Here is a 14,181-nt window from a genome sequence, read left to right on the forward strand (position 1 = left end):
TTATTTATTAAAGTGTTGTTTACCACTGCCGTTTAACTCATCAGTGAAATAAACCAGCTACAGTTAAAGGTGAGGTTAATCAATGTATGAGGTCAAAATGAACAGCATTCAGTCAGCAACCCTGATAGTGCTTTTAGCCTCATGGACGAGCAGTGCAGTTGCCGGTAATGGCGCAGTTTCAAACTCAGGTGTTATCCATTTTCACGGCACCATCGTTGATGGCGGCTGTGATATCAATCCGCAAACAAATGATAAACTGGAAATGTCTTGCTTCGATACGGGCAAGACCATTACCAATACCGCTTATCTTAACGCCTCGCTGCAACATAAGTTGCCACTCAACCGGGGAACCACAGAGATGCGCTGGATAGATCACAGCAAAAAAATGGGCATACTCACCGTAAGCTATAACTGATTAACTGCACTGTCTGAGCAACATTAAAGGCGTAGTTTAATTGTTATAACATAACAATATCGGCGATGCACGTTGCCATCGCCGATAACAAAATCGTTACTCACTGCGGCCCATATAGCGACGCTCAGCAATATGGATGCGAATTTTATCGCCGTTGCTGAGATATTCAGGTACCTGAATGACTAAACCGGTCGCCATCGCAGCAGGTTTGGTTCGCGCACTGGCAGAAGCACCTTTGATGCCCGGCGTGGTTTCCACGATCTCCATATCTACCGTTTGCGGCAGTTCCAGCGCCAGAATCTGGCCATCCATGGTCAATACCTGGATACCCGGCATGCCACCCTCAGGAATAAACAGCAATTCTTCGGCGATCTGATCCTGTTTAAAGTTATAAGGCGTGTAGTCTTCATCATCCATAAATACATATTCATCACCATCAATGTAAGAGAAGGTGACCTGACGACGGCTCAGGGAGATGGTATCAATGATATCGTCGCCCTTAAAACGCTCCTCAACCTTCATGCCAGTACGGATGTCGGTAAAGCGCATTTTATACAGAGTTGAGGCGCCGCGTGCGCTTGGGCTCTGAACTTCAATATCTTTTACCAGCAGTAATTTGCCGTTGTGGCTGACGGCCATGCCGCGCTTAATTTCGTTTGCTCTTGCCATTGGATAGTCTCATAAAAGCGGTGTGCTGAATTTATCGCGACAAGTTACTCGCGGCGGGGCATTCAGGCAAGATCTGCGCAGCGCAGAAAGTGAAATTTGCGGGATATTATGGAAGGTAAATTGTAACGGTTGTCATAGCTTTCATGCCTGGCGACTGCTATTGTCGCGCTTTGCTTTAATCCTGAGCGTGCAGATGCAGTGTCGTCCTGATTGTGGTGCCTGCTGCACCGCCCCTTCTATCTCTTCGCCGATTCCCGGCATGCCAAACGGTAAACCCGCCAACACGCCATGCATTCAGCTTGATGCGCAGCAACGTTGCAAAATCTTTGCCTCGCCGCTGCGGCCAAAAGTGTGCGCCGGGTTACAGCCGGCGGCTGAGATGTGCGGCAACAATCGCAAGCAGGCGATGGTCTGGTTGTTGCAACTGGAAGCGGATACTTGCGCCTGAACTGCATCAGGCATCTTTAATTTGCCACATGCAGTAGAGTGTGCCGAGCATCATCAGTAACGTGCAGTAGAATACCGCGTGATAACCCCACAATTCAGCCACTACGCCGGTCAATGAACCCGCGAGGATCCAACCAACCCGGCTGGCGTTACTGAACAGTGTCGTCGCCGCGCCTGCCTGTCCGGGCATTAAATCCTGAAAATAGAGCATGCCGATACCGACCAGTATGCCTATAAAAATCGCGTTCAGCCCCTGTAACAGCAGCAGTGGCACGGTGCTGTGCACCAACAGTAATCCGGCAAAGAATAACAGGCCTGAAACCGTCGCACAGCGCATCAGAGTGCGTTTACTGAAGCGTCTGGCGCAATAACCGGCGATCAGCATCACCGGAATTTCCAGCCCTGCCGCCAGCCCCATCAGTTGCCCCGCCAGCTTTTCCGGCAAATCCAGTTCGTGTACCAGATACAGTGGCATATTTATCAGATAGATGCCGGTAGAGGCCCACATCAGGGTGCAGCCGATAAACAGCAGCAGTGTATCGCGACGATGTCCGATTGGTGCTTGCAGCGTCGCGGTAGTTTTTACCACCGTTTTTTGCATTGAGGGCAGCAGAAATCTGACGATCAGCGCACAGCAGATAAAAGCGCAGGCGGCGCAGGCGTACATCACCTCAAAACCGAAACCGAGTGCCAGCGCGAAGGCCACCGGAGGCCCAATCACCCATGCCAGTGAGATCTGGGCGCGCATAAAGGTGGTAAACATCACCGCTTCGCGGCCGGTGCGATCGGCATGTTCCCGCGCCAGCGCGAACATTTGCGGATTGGCAGTTGAGCCAAAGCTGGAAAGCAGCACGCCGATAAACAGCAGGACAAAGTAGTTTCGGTTCCAGGCAAACAGCATTGAGGCGAGAGCGCCGAGCAGGCAACAGAAAAAGATCAACGATCTGCGGTCGCCTTTGCGGTCGGAACGTGCCGCCAGTAGCTGACTGACCGCAATACCAATCACCGCGCTGCCGGTGAAAAATAGCCCGACCATAAAGGGACGCGCATGAACTTCAGTCGACAGAAACAGGCTGAGCGTCGGGGTCTGTAGAGCGCCGGCAATACCGGTCAGAAAAGCCACCACCAGAAAGGCTGCCGAACTGATATCGGGCAGGCGGCGGGTGGTTGCACCTGGAGTTTGCATGAAAGATGAATAGCCTTATGAAATGAGCGTGCAATTCTACGCTTCTGATCTATTTTTAAAAAGGCGTTTCATTTGTTGAAAATGCTCTCCGGCATTTTTTGCAAAAGCGCAGCGTTAGCGTGAAAAGCTGAAGTTTGCTGATGTTGCTGAAGCCAGCTTATCGTAAATTCCTATTGCTTCAGCAAAATCGGCATGCACCCCCGCAGTTTTCTGAAAAATCCTGACGAAATGTGCGTGAGGTCAAAAATCTGCTATATCACTTCGGTTAAAACTTGCCAGTAAGGAGCATGCTGTACCAAACTCCTTGAAACGTTTCAGCGTTGTCTCCTCAGTTTGTTCGTCGGCAGATGACGCTTTTTTTCTCAATATAGCTGAAACGATTCAATTTCGGCGGGAGAGGAGAATTATGTTCCAGTTAGATGTTAAAGCCATTCACACCGGCGCCAGTGCCAGCGATAAAGAAGACGCTATTCGTCAGGTTGCTGCCGCGCTCGCCGCTGCGGGCAATGTTGGCGATGCTTATGTTGATGGCATGCTTGCGCGCGAAAAACAGACCTCAACCTATCTCGGGAATGGCATTGCGATTCCTCACGGTACCACCGATACCCGCGATCTGGTGCTGGAAACCGGCGTTCAGGTTTTCCAGTTCCCAGAGGGGATTGCCTGGGGTGAGGATCAGACTGCTTATGTCGCGATCGGCATTGCCGCGCGTTCTGATGAGCATCTGGCGCTGTTGCGTCAGTTGACTCATGTTCTGAGCGACGACAGCGTAGCTGAACAGCTGAAAACCACCACTTCCGCCGAAGAGCTGCGCAGTATCCTGATGGGCGAGAAGCAGGGTGCAGAATTTAAATTTGATACTTCATTGATTGCACTTGATGTCGCTGCCAGCGATCTGATAACGCTTCAGGCACTGAATGCCGGCCGCTTACAGCACGCGGGCGCGGCGGATGCGAGTTTTGTCAGCAGCGTTATCTCCGCTCAACCTCTGAACCTTGGTCAGGGCATCTGGCTGAGTGACAGCACCGTGGGTAACCTCGGCAGCGCTGTGGCCGTCAGCCGGAGTGCGAAGGCTTTTGAGGTTGAAGGTGAGAAAGCCGCAATGCTGATCACCGTGGCGGTTGCCGATGAGCAGCCGCTGAAGGTGCTGAACTATTTAAGCGATCTGCTGATTAATCAGAAAGCTGATCGTCTGTTAAATGCCGATGCTCCGGGAGTATTAGCGCTGTTAACCAGCGTTGTTGACGAGCAGGCAGAAGTGCTGACCGCAGAATTTACCATTCGTAATGAGCACGGTTTACATGCGCGCCCGGGTACGGCGCTGGTCAGCGTGATTAAACAATTTAACAGTGACGTTACCGTGACTAACCTTGATGGCAGCGGTAAACCGGCTAACGGGCGCAGCCTGATGAAAGTGGTGGCTTTAGGGGTGAAAAAAGGTCATCGCTTACGCTTTACCGCCAGCGGCGAAGATGCACAGCAGGCGCTGGATGCCATTGAACAGGCGATCACAGCCGGACTTGGCGAGGGGGCAGCATGAGCAGACGTGTCGCAACGATTACCCTGAATCCGGCCTATGACCTGGTGGGTTATTGCCCTGAGATCGAGCGTGGCGAAGTTAACCTGGTGAAAACCACCGGCCTGCATGCGGCGGGCAAAGGAATTAACGTTGCTAAAGTACTGAAAGACTTGGGTATCGACGTCACTGTTGGTGGTTTTCTTGGTAAAGAGAATCAGGATGGTTTTCAGCAGCTGTTCAGCGAGTTAGGTATTGCCAACCGCTTTCAGGTGGTGCCGGGTCGTACCCGTATTAACGTTAAACTGACGGAGAAAGACGGTGAAGTGACCGATCTGAATTTCTCTGGTTTTGACGTCAGCGGGCAGGACTGGGAGCGCTTTAGCGCCGATTCCCTGAGCTGGCTTGGCCAGTTCGATATGGTGTGCGTTAGCGGCAGTTTGCCAGCGGGCGTGTCGCCGGAAGCCTTTACTGACTGGATGACTGCACTGCGCACCCATTGCCCTTGCATCATTTTCGACAGCAGCCGTGAAGCGCTGGTTGCCGGACTGAAAGCGGCACCGTGGCTGGTTAAACCTAACCGTCGCGAGCTGGAGATCTGGGCCGGTCGTAAACTGCCCACGATGCAGGATGTCATCGAAGCCGCTCATGCGCTGCGCGAGCAGGGCATTGCCCACGTAGTGATCTCTCTCGGTGCGGAAGGCGCACTGTGGGTGAATGCTTCCGGCGAGTGGATCGCGAAACCACCAGCCTGTGAAGTGGTCAGCACCGTTGGTGCCGGTGACTCAATGGTCGGCGGCCTGATTTATGGCCTGCTGATGCGCGAGTCCAGTGAGCACACGCTGCGTCTGGCAACGGCAGTGGCGGCAATGGCCGTCAGCCAAAGTAATGTAGGCGTTACCGATCGTACCCAGTTGGCCGCAATGATGGCGCGCGTCGACCTGAAACCTTTTAACTGACAGCAGGAGAGGCATAATGAAAACGCTGCTGATTATTGATACTTCGCTGGGACTGGCGACCAGCTATCTGGCAAAAAATTTACTCACCGCCGCTGCGGCGAAAGCCGGCCTGACCCTGACGGAAAACCCGGCAGAAGCAGACCTGGTGGCGGTAGCAGGGAACTCAGTACCTTCTGACAATGCGCTGAATGGCAAAGCAGTATGGCTGGGCAATATTGAACAGGCGCTGCGCCAGCCGGAAAGTTTTCTGGCCAGTGCGCAGGCTGAAGCCAAACCCTGGCAGGCTCCGGTCGCGGCTGCGGCTGCACCGGCTGAGTTGAGCCAGAGCAGCGGCCAGAAGCGAATTGTGGCGATTACCGCTTGTCCTACCGGTGTGGCGCACACCTTTATGGCGGCGGAAGCTATTCAGACCGAAGCGACTAAACGCGGCTGGTGGGTGAAAGTTGAAACCCGCGGTTCCGTCGGTGCCGGTAATACTATTACTGCGGAAGAAGTGGCGGCGGCCGATCTGGTGATTGTCGCAGCTGATATTGAAGTGGATCTGGCAAAGTTTGCCGGTAAGCCGATGTACCGTACTTCTACCAGCCTGGCGCTGAAGAAAACCGCTCAGGAACTGGATAAAGCAGTAGCTGAAGCGAAGACTTACAAGCCGCAGGGCGGCCAGCAAGCGGCAGCGGCGGGCGATGAGAAGAAAGAGAGCGCGGGCGCATATCGTCACCTGCTGACCGGCGTTTCTTATATGTTACCGATGGTGGTCGCGGGTGGTCTGTGTATCGCGCTCTCCTTCGCGTTTGGTATCGAGGCATTTAAGGAAGAGGGCTCACTGGCCGCCGCGCTGATGCAAATCGGTGGTGGTAGTGCCTTTGCGTTAATGGTACCGGTGCTGGCGGGTTATATCGCCTTCTCGATTGCCGATCGTCCAGGTCTGACGCCGGGTCTGATTGGCGGTATGTTGGCGACCAGCATCAACGCCGGTTTCCTCGGCGGTATTATCGCCGGTTTTATTGCCGGTTACGCCGCCAAACTGATCAGTGGCAAAGTGAAGCTGCCACAAAGTATGGAAGCGCTGAAACCGATTCTGATTATCCCGCTGTTTGCCAGCCTGATTACCGGCTTGCTGATGATCTACGTGGTCGGTAAACCTGTTGCAGGCATCATGACCGGCCTGACCAGCTGGCTGGCGAATATGGGTACGGCAAATGCGGTACTGCTGGGCGCTATTCTTGGCGGCATGATGTGTACCGATATGGGTGGGCCGGTAAACAAAGTAGCTTATGCCTTTGGCGTTGGCTTGCTGAGTTCACAAACCTATGCGCCGATGGCGGCGATTATGGCAGCGGGTATGGTGCCACCGCTGGCGATGGGTCTGGCAACGCTGATTGCGCGTAGTAAATTCAACAAGGGTCAGCAAGAGGGCGGTAAAGCGGCGCTGGTTCTCGGCATGTGCTTTATCTCCGAGGGTGCGATTCCGTTTGCGGCACGTGATCCGATGCGCGTACTGCCATGCTGTATCGCCGGTGGCGCGTTAACCGGTGCGATTTCCATGGCGGTCGGTGCCAAACTGATGGCACCACACGGTGGCCTGTTTGTGCTGCTGATTCCGGGCGCGATCTCTCCGGTAGCCGGTTACCTGGTGGCGATTATCGCCGGTACGCTGTTAGCTGGCATCAGTTACGCGATTCTGAAACGTCCGGAAGCTGAACTGGCGAAAGCCTGATGAGATGCTGAATAAACCCAAAAAGGCGCGGATTTCCGCGCCTTTTTTATTGAGCTATTTCTGCTCCGATTTTAGCCAGGCAATCTCATCCTTCCAGATATCCGGATTGACGGTTTCGAGAATCATCGGAATACCGTCGAAGCGGCTGTCTTTCATCAGCCAGCTAAACACCGTTTTACCGATATTGCCTTCGCCGAGGCTGTGATGGCGGTCAACACGGCTGTTAAATTCGCTTTTGGCATCATTCAGGTGCATGCCGCGCAGATACTGGAAGCCGACTATGCGTTCAAACTCGGCAAAGGTTTTGACGCACTCTGCTTCAGTACGCAGATCGTAACCACCGGCAAAGGCGTGACAGGTATCAATACAGACGCCGACGCGCGATTTATCTTCCACACCGGCAATAATTTCTGCCAGATGTTCAAAACGGAAACCGAGGTTGCTGCCCTGACCGGCGGTATTTTCAATCACGGCGGTCACGCCTGCCGTTTTATCGAGCACGATGTTTATCGACTCGGCAATACGCTTCAGGCACTCATGCTCATCGATCTGATGCAGGTGGCTGCCAGGGTGAAAATTCAGTAATGACAGTCCCAGTTGCTCACAGCGTTGCATCTCATCAAGAAAGGCTGCGCGGGATTTTTCCAGCGCTTCCTCAACCGGATGACCGAGGTTAATCAGATAGCTGTCATGCGGCAGGATCTGTGCTGAGCTGTAGTGGTATTTTTCACACGCGGCGCGAAACGCTGCAATCACTTCAGCACTCAGCGGTGCGGCACGCCACTGTCGTTGGTTTTTGGTGAACAGCGCAAAGGCTGTGGCTTCCAGTTCGTGTGCGCGAATGACCGCCTGATCCACGCCGCCTGCTGCACTGACGTGGGCGCCAATATATTTCATGCCGTTCTCCTGTTGAGGTTCTGCAATACTGCAACGGCTTATGATAACCGAAGCGACTAGCCCATCAAATGCTGAACCCCGAGATTGATCATTCCACCGCCGACGATCAGCCAGATAAACAGCAGCAGCGCCATGAATAATGGCCGTATGCCCGCACGTTTCAGCGCGCTGAGATGGGTGGTTAAGCCCAGAGCGGCCATTGCCATCGCCAGCAGTAAGGTATCCAGTTGATTAATGGTACTCACCATTGATACCGGTAATAAATGCAGTGAGTTAAACAGTGCCACCACAATAAACAGCAGCGCAAACCACGGAAAACGAATGCCGCCCTGAGCCATCCCGGCCGGAGCATCGCGCCGAATCAGCAGGGTGAGGAACAGCAGAAACGGTGCCAGCATCATGACGCGCAGCATTTTGGCGATGACCGCCGCGTTTTCCGCTTCCGGACCAATGGCATGTCCGGCAGCCACCACCTGTGCCACTTCATGCATGGTCGAACCGGTAAAAATACCGTACTGCGTGGCGGTTATGCCAGGCAGCAGCGTGCTGACCAGCGGCCAAAGCAGTGGATAGATAAAGATAGCCAGCGTGCCGAAAATCACCACGGTAGCAATCGCTACCGCCACTTTAGCCGAATCTGCTTTGATTACCGGCTCGGTCGCCAGAATCGCCGCGGCACCGCAGATACTGCTGCCTGCACCAATTAACCAGCGGGTCTCGCGATCCAGACCAAACACCCGGCGTCCCAGCCAGCAGGCGAGGGCAAAAGTGGAGCACAGCGTCAGTAGATCAATCACGATGCCGCTGAGCCCGACATCAGCAATTTGCTGAAAAGTCAGGCGAAAGCCATACAGCACGATACCCAGTCTTAACAGACGCTGTTTAGCCATGACCACGCCGGGATCGCAGGCACGTTGCAGGCGTGGCCAGAGGGTGTTACCCACCAGCATGCCCACCACAATCGCCAGCGTCAGCGCGCCAAGGCCAAGCGACGCAACCGACGGCTGGTTGCCCAACCAGATAGCCGCGCCAGCGATTGCCGCCGATAACAGTAGCCCGGCCGCTAACGGAGCAGGGCCAGACTGAGGTTTAAAGAGTGTAAGTTCAGCCATCGAAGACCTCCTGTTTCAATGCTGATAGTGTGGGGCTGACTGGCTTAAAAGAGAAATTGATTATATATTTATTATTAACCGGAATAAGTGTTAAGAGTGGAGCGCAGAATGTTCAAACGCATAGTGAAATTCAAAAGCAATTTGACCATGATGTGGTACGCCTGCCGCAATCCGCATACTCCGCTGTATATCAAAGGATTGCTCGGCGTGGTTGCGCTGTATCTGATTAGCCCGCTGGATATCATTCCCGATGTGATACCGGTGATTGGCTGGCTGGATGATGCGATAGTCGTGCCGCTGGGCATCAGTTTGCTGTTAAAGCTACTGCCGGATGAGGTCAGAGCCGATGCCGCGATGCGCCTCGCGCGATCGCCGGACGATAATAAAAGAAAGGGCCTGAGCACCACGCTGCTGATTATTGTGTTGCTCTGGCTGATATTGCTGGCGTATGCCATTTTTCACTGGATGTCGTAAGGAATCACGATGCATATCACATTGCGTCAGGTAGAAGTGTTTACCGAAGTGCTGAAGAGTGGCTCAACCACGCAGGCTTCACAGGTGCTGGCGCTGTCGCAATCGGCGGTCAGCGCCGCGCTGGCCGACCTGGAAGGGCAGCTGGGGGTGCAATTGTTTGACCGCGTCGGCAAACGACTGGTGGTAAACGAACATGGGCGTCTGCTTTATCCGCGAGCCGTTGGGCTACTGGAGCAGGCGGGCGAAATAGAGCAGCTGTTCCGTGAAGATAATGGTGCCATCCGCATTTATGCCAGCAGTACCATCGGCAATTATCTGTTGCCGGGCATGATTGCGGGTTATCGCCGCGACTTTCCCCATTTACCGCTGGAGCTGAGCGTTGGTAACAGTCAGGACGTGATTAATGCGGTGGCTGATTTTCGCGTTGATGTCGGCCTGATTGAAGGGCCGTGCCATATGAGCGAACTGATCAGTGAGCCGTGGCTGGAGGATGAGCTGGTGGTGTTTGCCGCGCCGGATACAGCTTTACTGCATCAGCCGGTGACGCTGGAAAGCCTGGCAAAAATGCAGTGGATCCTGCGTGAGCGTGGTTCCGGCACCCGTGAAATCGTCGATTATCTGCTGTTATCGCATTTGCCGCAGTTTGAGCTGGCAATGGAACTGGGTAACTCGGAGGCGATAAAACATGCGGTGCGCCACGGCATGGGGATCAGCTGTTTATCGCGCCGGGTGATTGCCGACCAGCTGGAGGTGGGATCGCTGGTAGAGGTGAAGATTCCGCTGCCAAAATTGTCGCGTACCTTATATCGCATCCGTCACCGACAGAAACATGTCTCCAAGGCGCTGTCGCGATTTCTGAGCTATTGCGTGGAATAAAGCCGCATCTTATTAAGGCTTACCCTGCTATTACTAATGATCTTCGGCCGATTATGAAGCTAACTTATAACCTCGCGGTATCGCTATACCTGCGGGGGAGATTTGCTACAATCGCGCCTCATTTTAACTCAGGATAGCGTTAATTCATGGTTCAGGACAAAAAAACAACACAACCACCTGCGTTAAGACGCGAACTGAAGGCCCGTCACCTGACGATGATCGCCATTGGCGGATCGATCGGTACCGGCCTTTTTGTTGCCTCAGGGGCAACCATTTCTCAGGCGGGCCCGGGCGGCGCGCTACTGTCTTATATGCTGATTGGCCTGATGGTTTATTTCCTGATGACCAGCCTTGGCGAGCTGGCGGCATTTATGCCGGTATCCGGCTCGTTCTCTACTTACGGCTCTAAATATGTTGAAGAAGGCTTCGGCTTCGCGTTGGGCTGGAACTACTGGTACAACTGGGCAGTAACCATCGCGGTCGATTTGGTCGCCTCGCAGCTGGTGATGAGCTACTGGTTCCCGGATACCCCCGGCTGGATCTGGAGTGCATTATTCCTGTCGCTGATGTTCCTGCTGAACTACATTTCGGTCAAAGGTTTTGGTGAAGCGGAGTACTGGTTCTCACTGATCAAAGTGGTGACGGTCATTATCTTTATCGCCGTCGGCGTACTGATGATCACCGGTATTATGCGCGGTGGTGAGACGGCTGGCTGGCATAACTGGCAAGTAGGCGATGCGCCATTCGCCGGCGGATTTGCCGCCATGATCGGCGTGGCAATGATTGTTGGTTTCTCTTTCCAGGGCACCGAGCTGATTGGTGTTGCCGCAGGGGAATCAGAAGATCCGGCGAAAAACATCCCACGCGCGGTGCGTCAGGTATTCTGGCGTATTCTGTTGTTCTACGTGTTTGCCATTCTGATTATCAGCCTGATTATTCCCTATACCGATCCCAGCCTGTTGCGCAATGACGTGAAGGATATCACCGTCAGTCCGTTTACTCTGGTATTCCAGCATGCGGGTCTGCTGTCGGCGGCGGCGGTGATGAATGCTGTCATCCTCACGGCGGTACTTTCTGCCGGTAACTCAGGGATGTATGCTTCCACGCGCATGCTGTACACCCTCGCCAGCGAAGGTAAAGCGCCGCGTATTTTCGCCCGGCTGTCGAAAGGCGGTGTGCCGCGTAATGCGCTGTATGCCACTACAGTGGTGGCGATGCTGTGCTTCTTTACCTCAATGTTTGGTAATCAGGAAGTTTATCTCTGGCTGCTGAATACCTCGGGAATGACCGGCTTTATCGCCTGGCTGGGTATTGCCATCAGTCACTACCGTTTCCGTCGCGGCTATGTGGCACAGGGGCTGGATATTGCCGATCTGCCGTATCGTTCTGGTTTCTTCCCGCTGGGGCCGATCTTTGCCTTTGTGCTCTGTCTGATTATTACGCTGGGCCAAAACTATCAGGCGTTCCTTGAAGACCGTATTGACTGGTATGGCGTAACCGCGACTTACATTGGCATCCCGTTATTCCTGCTGATTTGGATGGGTTACAAGCTGTCACGCGGCAGCCGCTTCGTGAAGTACAGCGAGATGGAGTTTCCTAAATTTAACGGTTAATCCTGACGAATTAATCAATGAAAGGCGCGGTTTCCGCGCCTTTTTTTTATCCGTCACGCGCAGTTACAAATTGCATTGATAACTATTATCATTTGCTTTATTGTTACAGCCGTTACATTTTCTGCATCGAACAGCAGAATTCTGGCCGTCATTCAGGGAACAGAGCCAGAGAAGGATGCGGTTACGCAGCGGGGTATAAGTTTTACAATTCTCCGCATACCATGCCGGGCAGTTTGCTTTATCACAGAATTAAAATGCAGAAATAGCAGGTAGAGAAAAATGAGTGTCACCCACGAGCCCATTCAGTACGCAAAGAAAAATCCCGTTCAAAGCGTAATGGGACGCTATCAACAATTGCTGCGCCACCGCCTGATGATTATGGGCGTATTGCTGCTGGCGATCCTTGCCTCACTGGTGCTGGATTTTACTCTTGGCCCCTCCGGCTTATCGCTGGAAACCCTGTGGCACGCGTTGATCAGCCCTGAAACGGTAGATGCCGGTACCCGGGTTATCGTCTGGGATATCCGTCTGCCTTACGCCCTGATGGCGGTGGTGGTGGGTATGGCGCTCGGCCTGGCCGGTGCAGAAATGCAGACCATCCTGAATAACCCGCTGGCCAGCCCGTTCACGCTCGGTGTTTCTTCAGCGGCGGCATTTGGTGCCGCGCTGGCGATTGTGCTGGGAATCGGTATTCCGGGTATCCCCGCTCAATGGTTTATTTCTGCCAACGCCTTTGTGTTTGCACTGTTTGCCGCTCTGATGCTGGATGGCGTCACGCGCTGGACGCGGGTTGCCACCTCGGGCGTAGTGCTGTTCGGTATCGCGTTGGTGTTTACCTTCAATGCGCTGGTGTCGATGATGCAGTTTATCGCCAGTGAAGATACCTTACAGGGGCTGGTGTTCTGGACCATGGGCAGCCTGGCGCGCGCATCGTGGGAAAAACTTGGCGTGCTGACGCTGGCATTTCTGATTCTGGTGCCGTTTTCGATGCTCAGTTCGTGGAAGCTGACTGCGCTGCGCCTTGGCGAAGATCGCGCGGTTAGTTTTGGTATCGACGTGCGCCGCTTGCGCCTCGGTACGCTGCTGCGCATCAGCATTCTTTCGGCACTGGCGGTGGCCTTTGTCGGGCCGATTGGTTTTATTGGCCTGGTGGCTCCGCATATTGCGCGGATGATTTTTGGTGAAGATCATCGCTTCTATTTACCGGCCAGTGCGCTGACCGGTGCGCTGGTGCTGTCGATGGCTTCCGTGGCGTCAAAAAATCTGATTCCTGGCGTCATTATCCCGGTCGGCATCGTCACCTCGCTGGTGGGCGTGCCGTTCTTCCTGAGTATTATTTTGCGTCATCGGGGGAATGTCTGATGCAGGGATTATCAATTCGCGGATTCAGTACCGGTTATCCGAAACGCCCGGTGATTGAAAATCTGAGTGTGCCATTGCTGCCACGCGGCAAAATCACCGTATTGCTGGGGCCTAACGGCTGCGGTAAGTCGACGCTGCTGCGCTCTCTGGCCGGGCTGAACCGCGCCAAAGGTGAGCTGTGGCTGAATGGCGAAGAGCTGATGGCACAGCCGTTTGCGCGGCGCGCGGAAAAAGTGGTCTATCTGCCGCAGTCATTGCCCGCCGGGGTGCATCTGCACGTGCTGGAGTCAATTATTGTTGCGCAGCGTGCGTCCGGTGGCCGCAGTACCGCCACCAGTGAAAACGAAGTGATGTCTCTGCTGGAACAACTGGGTATTGCGCATCTGGCATTAAGTTATCTCGATCAGCTTTCCGGCGGTCAGAAACAGCTGGTGGGATTAGCGCAATCGCTGATTCGTCGACCGGAACTGTTATTACTGGATGAGCCGCTCAGCGCACTGGATTTAAATTATCAGTTCCACGTAATGGATTTAGTGCGGCGTGAAACGCAAAAACGAAATATTGTCACCGTGGTAGTCGTGCACGATATTAATATCGCGCTGCGTCATGGCGAGCATGTATTAATGTTGCAGAATGGTGAGTTAATTGCCGATGGTCAGCCAGCAGAGGTGATCACACCGGAAAGTCTGGCGCGCGTCTACGGGGTAAAAGGGCGGATTGAACGCTGCTCGCAGGGCACGCCGCAGGTACTGATTGACGGGCTGGTAGCAGAACCGGAACCCGCACTGTAACAACGCAACGTAACAAGTCTGGTATTATCAGGGAGGCATTTAACGTCTCCCGCTATTAAAAAACCTATTCCGGAATATAACCGGAGAATTAAGCGAAAATTTATTCGCATTTTTATTGTGAGCAACCAGCTGCCTTAGTCGCGCTGA

14 protein-coding genes are annotated in these 14,181 nt (G+C 53.8%); 10 read left to right on the top strand and 4 right to left on the bottom strand.

Going from position 1 to position 14,181, the window contains the following annotated elements; genetic code table 11:
* Positions 1-82 precede the first annotated feature (82 nt).
* Positions 83-415, top strand: a complete 333-nt coding sequence (locus ACP3TC_RS06935) for a hypothetical protein (protein WP_313852802.1) — start codon at positions 83-85, stop codon at positions 413-415.
* A 96-nt stretch (positions 416-511) separates the two neighbouring features.
* Here the strand turns inward: ACP3TC_RS06935 and yeiP are convergent, their stop codons facing one another.
* Entirely contained in the window at positions 512-1,084 is a 573-nt protein-coding gene (gene yeiP, locus ACP3TC_RS06940) for an elongation factor P-like protein YeiP (protein WP_313852801.1), read from the bottom strand.
* A 193-nt stretch (positions 1,085-1,277) separates the two neighbouring features.
* On the opposite strand from yeiP, the gene ACP3TC_RS06945 reads away from it, so the two are divergent.
* Positions 1,278-1,532, top strand: coding sequence for a YkgJ family cysteine cluster protein (locus ACP3TC_RS06945; protein ID WP_426818249.1), 255 nt, complete (start codon positions 1,278-1,280; stop codon positions 1,530-1,532).
* A gap of 6 nt (positions 1,533-1,538) precedes the next feature.
* On the opposite strand, the gene ACP3TC_RS06950 is transcribed toward ACP3TC_RS06945, so the two are convergent.
* Entirely contained in the window at positions 1,539-2,717 is a 1,179-nt protein-coding gene (locus ACP3TC_RS06950) for a sugar efflux transporter (RefSeq protein ID WP_426817838.1), read from the bottom strand.
* 406 nt (positions 2,718-3,123) lie between these two features.
* Between ACP3TC_RS06950 and fruB the strand changes: the two genes are divergently transcribed.
* Genes fruB through fruA form a run of 3 tightly spaced genes read left to right on the top strand, consistent with a single transcriptional unit; the run spans position 3,124 to position 6,909 of the window.
* Positions 3,124-4,257, top strand: coding sequence for a fused PTS fructose transporter subunit IIA/HPr protein (fruB, locus tag ACP3TC_RS06955; RefSeq protein WP_426817839.1), 1,134 nt, complete (start codon positions 3,124-3,126; stop codon positions 4,255-4,257).
* A complete protein-coding gene (fruK, locus tag ACP3TC_RS06960; RefSeq protein ID WP_313852797.1) occupies positions 4,254-5,192 on the top strand; it encodes a 1-phosphofructokinase in 939 nt (312 codons plus the stop codon). Before fruB ends, fruK begins: the two co-directional genes overlap by 4 nt.
* 16 nt (positions 5,193-5,208) lie before the next feature.
* Positions 5,209-6,909 (top strand): PTS fructose transporter subunit IIBC, encoded by a 1,701-nt coding sequence (fruA, locus tag ACP3TC_RS06965; protein WP_426817840.1) that lies wholly within the window; start codon positions 5,209-5,211, stop codon positions 6,907-6,909.
* 54 nt (positions 6,910-6,963) lie between these two features.
* Here the strand turns inward: fruA and nfo are convergent, their stop codons facing one another.
* Together nfo and ACP3TC_RS06975 are read right to left on the bottom strand one after the other, a co-directional pair.
* Positions 6,964-7,806 (bottom strand): deoxyribonuclease IV, encoded by an 843-nt coding sequence (gene nfo / locus ACP3TC_RS06970; protein ID WP_313852793.1) that lies wholly within the window; start codon positions 7,804-7,806, stop codon positions 6,964-6,966.
* Between the two features lie 56 nt (positions 7,807-7,862).
* Complete coding sequence (locus ACP3TC_RS06975; RefSeq protein WP_426817841.1) at positions 7,863-8,918, bottom strand: YeiH family putative sulfate export transporter; 1,056 nt, start codon at positions 8,916-8,918, stop codon at positions 7,863-7,865.
* Positions 8,919-9,026: 108 nt separating this feature from the next.
* Between ACP3TC_RS06975 and ACP3TC_RS06980 the strand changes: the two genes are divergently transcribed.
* From ACP3TC_RS06980 to ACP3TC_RS07000, 5 genes are all read left to right on the top strand, one after another.
* Positions 9,027-9,392, top strand: a complete 366-nt coding sequence (locus tag ACP3TC_RS06980) for a YkvA family protein (protein ID WP_426817842.1) — start codon at positions 9,027-9,029, stop codon at positions 9,390-9,392.
* Between the two features lie 9 nt (positions 9,393-9,401).
* A complete protein-coding gene (gene yieE / locus ACP3TC_RS06985) occupies positions 9,402-10,268 on the top strand; it encodes a DNA-binding transcriptional regulator YeiE (RefSeq protein WP_313852789.1) in 867 nt (288 codons plus the stop codon).
* A 146-nt stretch (positions 10,269-10,414) separates the two neighbouring features.
* Entirely contained in the window at positions 10,415-11,881 is a 1,467-nt protein-coding gene (locus ACP3TC_RS06990) for an amino acid permease (protein ID WP_313852788.1), read from the top strand.
* A 279-nt stretch (positions 11,882-12,160) separates the two neighbouring features.
* Positions 12,161-13,243 carry a FecCD family ABC transporter permease gene (locus ACP3TC_RS06995; protein ID WP_313852786.1) on the top strand — a complete coding sequence of 361 codons (1,083 nt, stop codon included), beginning with the start codon at positions 12,161-12,163 and terminating at the stop codon, positions 13,241-13,243.
* Positions 13,243-14,034, top strand: coding sequence for an ABC transporter ATP-binding protein (locus ACP3TC_RS07000; protein ID WP_313852785.1), 792 nt, complete (start codon positions 13,243-13,245; stop codon positions 14,032-14,034). The genes ACP3TC_RS06995 and ACP3TC_RS07000 overlap by 1 nt, the downstream gene beginning before the upstream one ends.
* The last annotated feature ends 147 nt before the right edge of the window (positions 14,035-14,181 follow it).

The organism is Winslowiella sp. 2C04, assembly GCF_050037805.1.
In the GTDB taxonomy this organism is placed as follows: Bacteria; Pseudomonadota; Gammaproteobacteria; order Enterobacterales; family Enterobacteriaceae; genus Erwinia; species Erwinia toletana_A.